At 50.9% G+C, this 8,373-nt stretch carries 8 protein-coding genes; all 8 read right to left on the bottom strand.

Annotation, left to right across the window (positions count from 1 at the left end; translation table 11 throughout):
* Window positions 1-264: 264 nt before the first annotated feature.
* Window positions 265-516, bottom strand: coding sequence for a hypothetical protein (locus tag Afil_RS05375; RefSeq protein ID WP_230267541.1), 252 nt, complete (start codon window positions 514-516; stop codon window positions 265-267).
* Between the two features lie 132 nt (window positions 517-648).
* On the bottom strand, window positions 649-987 hold the full coding sequence (locus Afil_RS05370) for a hypothetical protein (RefSeq protein WP_230267540.1): 339 nt from the start codon (window positions 985-987) through the stop codon (window positions 649-651).
* A 475-nt stretch (window positions 988-1,462) separates the two neighbouring features.
* On the bottom strand, window positions 1,463-2,209 hold the full coding sequence (gene tpiA / locus Afil_RS05365) for a triose-phosphate isomerase (protein ID WP_230267539.1): 747 nt from the start codon (window positions 2,207-2,209) through the stop codon (window positions 1,463-1,465).
* Window positions 2,210-2,230: 21 nt separating this feature from the next.
* Window positions 2,231-3,415, bottom strand: coding sequence for a phosphoglycerate kinase (locus tag Afil_RS05360; protein ID WP_230267538.1), 1,185 nt, complete (start codon window positions 3,413-3,415; stop codon window positions 2,231-2,233).
* Window positions 3,416-3,797: 382 nt separating this feature from the next.
* On the bottom strand, window positions 3,798-5,426 hold the full coding sequence (locus Afil_RS05355; protein ID WP_230267537.1) for a hypothetical protein: 1,629 nt from the start codon (window positions 5,424-5,426) through the stop codon (window positions 3,798-3,800).
* A gap of 304 nt (window positions 5,427-5,730) precedes the next feature.
* Window positions 5,731-6,204, bottom strand: a complete 474-nt coding sequence (locus Afil_RS05350) for a 23S rRNA (pseudouridine(1915)-N(3))-methyltransferase RlmH (RefSeq protein ID WP_230267536.1) — start codon at window positions 6,202-6,204, stop codon at window positions 5,731-5,733.
* The gene (glyA, locus tag Afil_RS05345) at window positions 6,197-7,426 is read right to left on the bottom strand and encodes a serine hydroxymethyltransferase (RefSeq protein ID WP_288876217.1); all 1,230 of its coding nucleotides are present in this window, start codon (window positions 7,424-7,426) and stop codon (window positions 6,197-6,199) included. The genes Afil_RS05350 and glyA overlap by 8 nt, the downstream gene beginning before the upstream one ends.
* A gap of 430 nt (window positions 7,427-7,856) precedes the next feature.
* Complete coding sequence (locus Afil_RS05340; RefSeq protein ID WP_230267534.1) at window positions 7,857-8,141, bottom strand: type II toxin-antitoxin system RelB/DinJ family antitoxin; 285 nt, start codon at window positions 8,139-8,141, stop codon at window positions 7,857-7,859.
* Window positions 8,142-8,373: the final 232 nt, after the last annotated feature.

Here is an 8,373-nt window from a genome sequence, read left to right as displayed (position 1 = left end):
TGTTAATCGCATGTCTGGTCATGAAGCCAGGCAGAATTAAAAGAGAGCCTCGAAAAAAAGGCTCTCTAATGAGATAAAATTTCAAAAACGAGCGATTTGTATAGTTAAGCTCGTTGGGAAAGTTCTACTCAAAATAAATATCGACTCTTGCAAGACAAAATTCTCGTGGATCAAAAAACGCTTAAGATATGGAATTTCCTTTTTCGCTTCACGATGGATACAGGAACAGCATTTTTCATCTGTTGCCATTTTGTAAACAGCGATTTATTTCTTGTCCTTGTATCCCAGAATTATTAACGCAATTCCCAGCACAATCACAATGCCGGTCAATATAAAGATTACGGGGTAAGGCTGTACTCCTGCGTACTTCCAAAAATCACTGTAAAACCCATCGCCGTTTGTCTGCATTTTTTGCAGTATACCGAAAACAGGTAAAGACAGCAGTTCAATAATATAAAGGCACAGCCCCAAAACGACGGTCTTAAAGCCAACAATGATTTTGCTTTCCTTTTCCATTATCTATACCTCCACCTTTTATCTATACCTCCACCTTTGGAAAAATGTCTGGGAAGTGAAAAAGCAAATTCCATATCTGGTGCGAAAAAGTGGAAATTACTTTTTCACTTCACGGAAAGTTTAGCTGACTTTTTATACAAATGAGTTTGGAAACTTGAATTGCCATTTTTCGAACCAGGTGACTACGGCTTCGGCATTGCGTTTTGCCTCTTCGGGCGTCGCATTTTGCAAAATAGCCACCTGTTCGAGAAACAGAAGAAGGGAGCGCCGCGGGATGACAAATGAAAGATCCATGTGTTCCTCCACGCTCGCCAGACCGTCGCACTCTTCCCGTTTTTCCAGAAATACGGTGTAGCCGTACAGGATGAACCGGTCGATCGATCCGCCGACGCTGGGCATGGCTTCCTGATAAATTCGTCTGGCTTCCTGAGAGATCTCGAACGAATCGATGTTCTCCTGGCGAACACGCATCAGAAGTCTTTCAATCAGCTTTATAAAGTCTCTTTTGGTTATGTTAAGCAGAAAGATTCCTCGCTTTCTACGCCATTGTGTGCTCATACCGACAAGTTCGGCGACCCATTTGTCCGTATTGTGTTTTTTCTTGCGATTCAGGACACATTTTAGCAAATCAGGACAGGCTCTTTTCTTTACTCGAGTTGAATTATTTCATTCTCGTTTTAACGAACTGGCTTTGTAATGTCCGTTTGCTTATGAACTGTTAATATTGTAGCGCACTTTTTTTAGATCGTCCGCGAATCGTAAAAGGGGCACGTACACTCCTGCTTTGTGCCTAGAAAGCGCTCCCTCTTCCCGAAAAAAATGTTTCGAAATGGACGCTGGCTATCGGCCGCCCGTTTTCTCCGGACGCTGCACTGGAAATGCGGGCAGAAGAAAAGCCCAGCCGCAATGGCCAGGCTTGTTTCCGGGATTACTTTGTTATTTTGGACTACTTCGTTTTTTCGATGATTTCGATGAAGGAATCCGGTTTGAGGGAGGCACCGCCGATCAGAGCACCGTCGATATCGGGCTGAGCCATGTATTCAACGATGTTGTTGGGCTTAACGCTTCCGCCGTACTGAATGCGAACTTCTTCCGCAGCCTTGTCGCCTGCGATTTCACGAACGACGTCGCGAACGAGTTTGCAGCAGTTTTCCGCGATTTCAACCGAAGCGGATTTGCCGGTACCGATTGCCCAGATTGGTTCATAGGCAAGAACGATATTGGCATATTCTTCAGCCGGGATGTCTTTCAGGGAACCCTGGAGTTCTTCCGTGATGACATCTTTGGTTTTGCCGTTGTCGTATTCTTCTTCTGTTTCACCGATGCAGAGAATTGGAGTGATGCCTGCCGCAAGAAGCTTTTTGGCTTTCTTGTTTACGGTTTCGTTGGTATCGCCAAACATCTGACGACGCTCGGAATGACCGATGATGCAGTATTTCACGCCGAGTTCTTCGAGCATGGGAACGGATACTTCGCCAGTGAAAGCGCCGGCATCTTCGAAGTGTACGTTTTCAGCGGCTACGATGAGGTTTTTCGCTTCATCGAGTGCGGTTTTCAGGTCCGTGAATGGAACGCCTACGCCGTAGAGTCCTTTGTCGCTGACGGCTTTCGCGTCAACTTCTTCAAAGAACGCTTTGGTTTCTGCGTTGTTCTTATTCATTTTCCAGTTTCCAACAATAATCTGGTCTCTCATGATTCAATCCTCAGTCTCTCACTAGTCTTTTTCTGCGATGATCGCAATGCCTGGGAGCGTTTTGCCTTCCATGTATTCAAGAGAAGCACCGCCGCCTGTGGAGATGTGGCTGAACTTGTCTTCGAATCCGAGCTGGATAGCTGCTGCTGCAGAGTCGCCGCCGCCGATTACGGTTGTAGCGCCTGGCAGTTCCGAAATGGCTTCGCAGACTTTGAGTGTGCCGTTTGCGAATTTTGGCATTTCGAATACGCCCATCGGGCCGTTCCATACAACGGTCTTCGCGCCTTCAAGGGTTTTCTTGAAGAGTTCGATGGATTTTGGTCCGATATCGAGGCCCATCCATCCATCAGGAATGTCTTCGCCGACGATCTGGGTGTTGGCATCATTGGAGAATGCGTCCGCAATTACGGTATCTACAGGGAGAACCAGCTTGCCTTCGCCTTTTTTCAGAATCTGTTTTGCAAGATCAATTTTGTCTTCTTCAAGCAGGGAGTTGCCGACATTGTGGCCGAGTGCTTTTTCGAAGGTGTAGGCCATGCCGCCGCCAACGATAACTCTGTCGGCTTTGTCGAGCATGTTTTCGATAACTGCGATCTTGTCGGATACTTTTGCACCGCCAAGAATGGCTACGAATGGATGAACAGGATCGTCTACAGCCTTGCCCAGCATGTCTACTTCTTTTTCCACCAGGAAGCCGAGTGCATTATCCGGCAGGTTGGAAGGAATGCCGACGGTCGAAGCGTGTGCGCGGTGTACAGAACCGAACGCGTCTTCTACGAACATGTCTGCAAGACCAGCCCAGTATTTGCCGAGCTCAGGATCGTTCTTGCTTTCGCCTTTTTCGTAGCGAGTGTTCTGCATGAGCAGAATTTCGCCTGGTTTGAGGGCGTCAACCATTGCTTCAAGTTCTTCGCCGCGTGTAACGGGGCAGAATTTTACAGTTACATCAGGAAGCAGTTCCTGCAGACGCGGAGCGACGATGCCGAGATCGTTTTTCGCTTTGTCCTCGTCTGTTTTTACTTTGCCGAGGTGGGACATCAGGATGACCTTCGCGCCGTTGTCCGTGAGATATTTGAGTGTAGGAATAGCGGCTTTAACGCGATTGTCATTGGTGATCTCGCTGCCTTTGTGCGGTACGTTCAAATCAGCGCGGACGATGACTTTCTTACCGTTCACATCGAGATCTTTGACAGTTTTCTTTGCCATGGATGCAGTGTTTCCTCCTTTAATCATGTACTTACGTACGTTCTTTTCTAGTATATCACCGGCCGGGATGCTTTGAAATTTCCAAAAGTGAGCTTGTGAATTCTTACGCAAACATCGAAGTGTTAACCGCTTACATGAATTTCGCTCAGACAGCCTTATTTTGCCGATCCAATGGAAAAGGCCGGGTCCGCAAAGCGCCCGGCGTACCGGAAGTATGCCGGCATGAGAGAAAGATATATGAACGCGGACAGAATATCTGAAGCGGCGCTGGAAAAGCCCAGGGGCGGAACGATCTTCACGCGTCCAGGTTCTGGTCCGCTGGGAAATGGAGCAGATCCGACGCAAAGACCAGAACGGTGCAGGTTGAAAAAACGGACAGGGGTCAGATGACCGCCTGTCCGTTGACGTAAATGTGAAAACCGTTGGTGATGATGTTGGTTCCCGCCGGATTTTCGTTAACGAATTCGGTGAGATAAATATCGCTGCTCAGAGCGAGCGTGGACGAGGCGTCCATGTGCAGAACAGCGGTTTTCATGCGCTGATCGGAATTGATTGATCCGCCAAGTCCGGATGCGCCGGTCAGGGTAATGTTCACTTCGCTGTTTTCGTCGCCGTTAATATTGCCGTACACAACCTGGGTTACGGCATTGATCGTAACTTTGGAGCGTTCCGCCTGCACCAGCGTTGTAAATCCGGTCAGCTGCATGGAGGCGTTCATGTTCAGAACGAAGTCGCTGTCGCGTACCGCGAACGCCGCTCCATTGGGATGGTCAGCCCGGCCGATGTAGCTGAACGAGCAGCTGTTGAGCGTCAGTTCTGTCAGACCCTGCGCCTTTTCCCAGCGTCCGTCCGTGCGGGCCACGAAGGCGCCTTCCATGCCGGAATCGCTGTCCAGTCCGTTCATGGTAATCGCGCAGTTGGCGAGCGTTGTCTTTGATCCCGGAATCAGAACGGCTGCCGAAGACGTGTTGGACGCCATGCTCAGGCGGCTGCCGTTAAAGGTGCCCGCGTTGAGCAGCGTCGGCGAAGCCAGACCGTTTGTTTCCGTAACGCTGGAATCCGCAGTCACGCTGCCGTTTGCATCGACGTAAAAAATCGGCGAACTGTTAGCGAGCGTTTTCTGCAGACCGTTGGAAACGGAAACCGAACCGTGATCAAGTGCCATGAAAAGCGGCGAGCTGTCGCCCAGAGCGGTGACATCCGAGTCGGTTACCGAAGCGGTGGCGTTTTCGCCGCTGACTGCTACTGCAGGCGCACCGACCGCGTTCGTGTTCAGAACGGTACCGAGGATGTTGATCGTCGATCCCGGCGTACCAAGGATGGCGGCGTTAATGCCATAGCGCATCGTATTGTCGAGGTTTGTGGAGTTTCCGGTTTTGTTGAGAATGGACTGCGAAAGGGTCGCTGAAGCCAGACCTTTGGCCAGCACCACGCTCTGATCAGGCTGCGCGCTGTCGAGTCTGGCGGTCAGCGTCTGCGCGTCTTCAATCGTGTTGACGCCAGAAGCCTGATCGAGCACACCCGGCTCATTCTGCTCTTCCGAAGAAGCCGGCTGTTCCGAGGCGGGTGCCTGCGAAGAAGCGGTTGAAGAAGAAGCGGATGAGGCGATCGTTTCCGTTTTTGGCGGCTTGTGTGCCGAGGCGATCGCGGAACTGCTGAACTTGTACGTCGGCAGCGACTGAATGAGTACAGCCGACAGAAGCAGCGAGAACAGAGCGCCGGTCAGTCCGGTCACAAGCATGCTCAGTTCCATTCTTTTCGAATGAATCATTTCCTGCCAGTTTCTTTTGCCGCCTCTGGACATTACCCCATAGCCCAGAAACAGAAAACTGGCGATCCCGCAAAAGACAATCCAGACAATCAGGCCGATGCTGACTCTGGACTGTGTGCCGCCGGTGGCGCTGAGCAGTGCGTTCTGCGCTTCGCTGGCCTGAAGAATGCCGACGAACATGAAGTACGCAAACAGAATCGTTCCGGCGATACAAATGTAGCGAATGGCTCTCTTTTTCATGAAAGTCCCCCTGAATCTGATTTCCAGAACCGGCCGGTTTCCGGAAATCCCCTTGTAATGCTGCCCGTTTCTTTTTCTCTGCGTCTTTTCGAACGGATCCAGTTTCCTGTTCGCATATAGAAATCGGACCAGACAGTCAGAGAAAAAAGCAGGGCAGAAATCTGTTTCTCATTATACGACACAAAAAGGCGGCACCCATCCGGATACTGGACAGATGCCGCCAAACGTTTCGGTAATTTTTTCAATCCGCTCTCTTTTCTCTCAAAAGAAGAGAAGAGAAAACGATCGATTTATTCCGGCTGCCCTATTTGTGGTAGGAGCGGCCTTTTTCAATCATGAACGAGCGATAAATCTGCTCTAGCGTCAGCACCCGGCACATCAGATGCGTAAACGTCAGATCGGAAAGCTTCCATCGCACATTCGCCCGTTTCATTAGCTCTTCGCTGGGACCAAGCGATCCGGCAATGACAAAGACAAGCGGCTTGCCGGCATTCGTCCAGGATGCCCGCTCTTTCGCGAATTCTTCGGAGGACCAGCTTTTTCCGTGCAGGTCGAGAAGAATCACAAAATCATCGGGGCGGATCTTTTCAAGGACCCGGTCGCCTTCCGCTTTCTTAATGCGGACAGCTTCCTTTTCAAACTGCGATTTCGTATCGGGTTCGTCCTTGAATTCCAGCACTTCCATGCGATCAAACGCGCTCATGCGCTTGACGTATTCCGCTTCTAAAGCACGAAGCGCCTTGTCCTTGTTTTTGCCTATACAGAACAGCTTAATCAAGAACGGCCTCAGCCGGGTATTTCGCGGTCAGCTTACGTACTTCTTCGCGAACGGCTTCTGCGGTCGCATCGTCGCCGGCTTTGAGAACCTGAACGATCCAGCGGGCAATCTGTTCGAATTCCTTTTCGCCCAGACCGCGGCTGGTCATGGCTGCGGAGCCAAGACGGATACCGGATGTGATGAACGGTTTCTGAGTATCGAACGGAATGGTGTTCTTGTTGACGGTAATGCCAGCTGCGTCGAGCAGACGTTCGGCTTCCTTGCCGGTCATGTTCAGCGAAGACAGGGTGTCGAGCAAAAGCAGGTGGTTGTCGCTTCCGCCGGAAACCATGCGGATGCCTTCTTCGTCAAAGACGCGGGCCATCGCCTGCACGTTGTCGAGAATGCGCTGCGCATAGGCTTTGAATTCGGGCTGGCTGGCTTCGTAAAGGGCAATTCCCTTTGCGGCGATGACATGTTCGAGCGGTCCGCCCTGCATGCCAGGGAACGTGCGGGAATCGAGTTTCTTCGCGTATTCTTCCTTGCAGAGAACCATGCCGCCGCGCGGGCCGCGCAGTGTTTTATGCGTGGTTGTCGTTACAAAATCGGCATAGGGAACCGGCGATGGATGCAGACCGGCTGCAACCAGACCGGCGATGTGCGCCATGTCGACCATGAGCAGAGCCCCGGATTTTTTCGCGATTTCGCCAAGACGTTCGAAATCGATGATGCGCGGGTAAGCGGAAGCGCCGGCAACGATCAGTTTCGGATGGTGTTCCATAGCAAGTTCTTCGAGTTTATCGTAATCAATGCGTTCCGTTTCGGGATCCACATTGTAAGGGATGAAGTTATACGTACGACCGGAGAAGTTCAGAGGGTGACCGTGTGTGAGATGGCCGCCGCTGGTCAGGTCCATACCGAGTACGGTATCGCCGGGTTCAAGGACGGTGTTGTAAACGGACATGTTGGCCTGGCTTCCTGAATGCGCCTGTACGTTAGCGTGTTCGGCACCAAACAGTTCCTTCGCGCGCTGACGGGTCAGTTCTTCGGCCTGGTCAACGTAGACACAGCCGCCGTAGTAGCGTTTGCCAGGATAGCCTTCTGCGTATTTATTTGTGAGGACAGAGCCCTGAGCTTCACGGACTTCGCTCGACACATAGTTCTCCGAAGCGATCAGTTCAACGTTCTGTTTCTGACGTTTTTCTTCGCGGGAGATAATTTCAAACATTTCAAGATCTCTCATATATGTCTCCTTTTGTGTCATGACGCCTGCGCGTCATGTCTCATAGGATAACAGAAACCAAAAGGCGTGCTCATTCTTTCTCGGATCCCTTTGCGCTTTGCCCGAAAAATTCACAGTTTCGATCAAAATCTCTGAAATTCGTTCCGGCTTTACAAATGTAGCACCACACAAAGACAGTGCCTGTCCAGCACAGTCACTTTTGCAGAACTTGCGCGATTTCAGAGCGTTCAGTCTTCCCCAACCCGGCAGAAAGGCGCATCGGAAAAAGAGAATGTCAAAATCCGGTTTGCGCAATGCATACCGCCGATCCGGGCACAGAAAAAGCCGCGGCTTTTTGGAGAAAAAAGGGCGGCTTTCGTTTCGATTTCAAGTAGAGGGCGTTTGGAGCACGCCCAGCTCGCGTCGATTCAAAGACGCACAGACCGATCGTCTAGCGGCGACGGATGGCGCGAATCAGACGCACGATGAGAGCCACGCTGGCGGCAGCCGCTGCGCAGATGGCGCTCCACTTTACGATGACACGGATCGTTTCTTTCGTTTCAGATACAGGAAGATCCTTTTCGGTGACTTCAAACGGAATTTCCTGTTCGTTGACCATTTTTCTTGCGAACAGCTGGAATGCATCGTCGATATCCATGCCCAGTTCTTCGCACAGCTCAGCCATTTCGTCTCTGAGCTTTTCGTTCATTTCAAAGCTTACATTCGTTGTTGCCATTCTCGATACCTCGCTTTTCCCCGATTATACCATGGGCCCCGCTCCCCTCGAGACGGACATGCCGGACCATCTGTGCAAACGCAAGGCAATGTCTCATAACGTTCTAAAGAAAAAGACGGCCCGAAAGCCGTCTTTTCAACTGCGTCTGAAACACGCTCTGTCAAAATTCTGAAAATGGAAAACGAGGCTGAGCAGGCATTTTTCAGAAGGATCCAGAGTGCCCTTGAAAGCC

Source organism: Allobaculum fili, from assembly GCF_020969955.1.
Classification (GTDB): domain Bacteria; phylum Bacillota_I; class Bacilli_A; order Erysipelotrichales; family Erysipelotrichaceae; genus Allobaculum; species Allobaculum fili.
This window is presented reverse-complemented; position numbering and strand designations above follow the sequence as displayed.

What these genes read in the sequence shown, in the direction of transcription:
- Afil_RS05375 (WP_230267541.1), bottom strand. Translation starts at nt 516, where the DNA reads ATGGAAAAGGAAAGCAAAATCATTGTTGGCTTTAAGACCGTCGTTTTG.
- Afil_RS05370 (WP_230267540.1), bottom strand. Translation starts at nt 987, where the DNA reads ATGCGTGTTCGCCAGGAGAACATCGATTCGTTCGAGATCTCTCAGGAA.
- tpiA (WP_230267539.1), bottom strand. Translation starts at nt 2,209, where the DNA reads ATGAGAGACCAGATTATTGTTGGAAACTGGAAAATGAATAAGAACAAC.
- Afil_RS05360 (WP_230267538.1), bottom strand. Translation starts at nt 3,415, where the DNA reads ATGGCAAAGAAAACTGTCAAAGATCTCGATGTGAACGGTAAGAAAGTC.
- Afil_RS05355 (WP_230267537.1), bottom strand. Translation starts at nt 5,426, where the DNA reads ATGAAAAAGAGAGCCATTCGCTACATTTGTATCGCCGGAACGATTCTG.
- glyA (WP_288876217.1), bottom strand. Translation starts at nt 7,426, where the DNA reads ATGAGAGATCTTGAAATGTTTGAAATTATCTCCCGCGAAGAAAAACGT.
- Afil_RS05340 (WP_230267534.1), bottom strand. Translation starts at nt 8,141, where the DNA reads ATGGCAACAACGAATGTAAGCTTTGAAATGAACGAAAAGCTCAGAGAC.